We start from the raw sequence: 1,595 nt of genomic DNA, 5'->3' as shown, positions 1-1,595 counted from the left end.
ACGTTGAGGTTGTTGATGGTGTGCTCGAACCGGTTCTGCAGCGCACCCAGGTTCGCGCGGGCGGAGGACACCGACTCACCCTACGCCGATGAACGTTGCGTAGGAAACCTTGGGCTTACGGCGAGGGGGCCTTTCACCCCCTTTATCGCTACTCATGTCAGCATTCGCACTTCCGATACCTCCAGCACCCTTTACAAGGCACCTTCGCAGGCTTACGGAACGCTCTCCTACCATGCGAGCAAAGCTCGCATCCGCAGCTTCGGTATATAGCTTAGCCCCGTTACATCTTCCGCGCAGGACGACTCGATCAGTGAGCTATTACGCTTTCTTTAAAGGGTGGCTGCTTCTAAGCCAACCTCCTGACTGTTTTAGCCTTCCCACTTCGTTTCCCACTTAGCTATATTTGGGGACCTTAGCTGGCGGTCTGGGTTGTTTCCCTCTTGACACCGGACGTTAGCACCCGATGTCTGTCTCCCGTGATTGCACTCTTCGGTATTCGGAGTTTGCTATGGCGGGGTAATCTGCAATAGACCCCCCAACCATGACAGTGCTCTACCCCCGAAGGTGAGACACGAGGCACTACCTAAATAGTTTTCGGAGAGAACCAGCTATTTCCAGGTTTGTTTAGCCTTTCACCCCTATCCACAGCTCATCCCCTAACTTTTCAACGTTAGTGGGTTCGGACCTCCAGTACGTGTTACCGCACCTTCATCCTGGCCATGGATAGATCACCTGGTTTCGGGTCTACGCCCAGCAACTGAACGCCCTATTCGGACTCGCTTTCGCTACGCCTGCCCTATACGGTTAAGCTTGCTACTGAACGTAAGTCGCTGACCCATTATACAAAAGGTACGCCGTCACCCCTTACGAGGCTCCGACTGTTTGTATGCATGCGGTTTCAGGATCTATTTCACTCCCCTCCCGGGGTTCTTTTCGCCTTTCCCTCACGGTACTGGTTCACTATCGGTCGATCACGAGTATTTAGCCTTGGAGGATGGTCCCCCCATCTTCAGACAGGATTTCACGTGTCCCGCCCTACTTGTCGCACACCTAGTTCTTTCATACTGTTTTCGCCTACAGGGCTATCACCTGCTATGGCCGCACTTTCCAGAGCGTTCGGCTAACAATACAAATAAAGAGTGCAAGGCTCATCCCATTTCGCTCGCCACTACTTTGGGAATCTCGGTTGATTTCTTTTCCTGCGGTTACTTAGATGTTTCAGTTCACCGCGTTCGCTTCGCATGGCCTATGTATTCAGCCATGGATACTCCAAAAGGAGTGGGTTTCCCCATTCGGACATCTACGGATCAAAGCTTGTTTGCCAGCTCCCCGTAGCTTTTCGCAGGCTACCGCGTCCTTCATCGCCTGTGATCGCCAAGGCATCCACCACATGCACTTGTTCGCTTGACCCTATAACGAGTCTGTCTCGCGACAGTCGCTACAGGTTGAGTTCTCGCGTTGTGCCGTATTCCAATTGAGTCAAACATAGAGTTCGAATCATCTTGAGATACATCGATACAATCACAACCCGGATAGTTTCCACGTCCATCTCAAGACGCTTCCGCTATCCAAATTACTTACTTCTTCCAGATTGT

Annotated in this window: 1 rRNA gene; it reads right to left on the bottom strand. The window is 51.9% G+C overall.

Features of this window, described 5'->3' with window-relative positions:
- Positions 1 to 1,410 (bottom strand): 23S ribosomal RNA (locus AB0N29_RS20905); the annotation flags it as partial.
- Positions 1,411 to 1,595 lie beyond the last annotated feature (185 nt).

Origin of the sequence: Nocardioides sp. NPDC092400, from assembly GCF_040684155.1 — a bacterium.
In the GTDB taxonomy this organism is placed as follows: domain Bacteria; phylum Actinomycetota; class Actinomycetes; order Propionibacteriales; family Nocardioidaceae; genus Nocardioides.
Note: the sequence above shows the minus strand (reverse complement) of the source record. Positions and strands in the feature narration are given on the sequence as shown.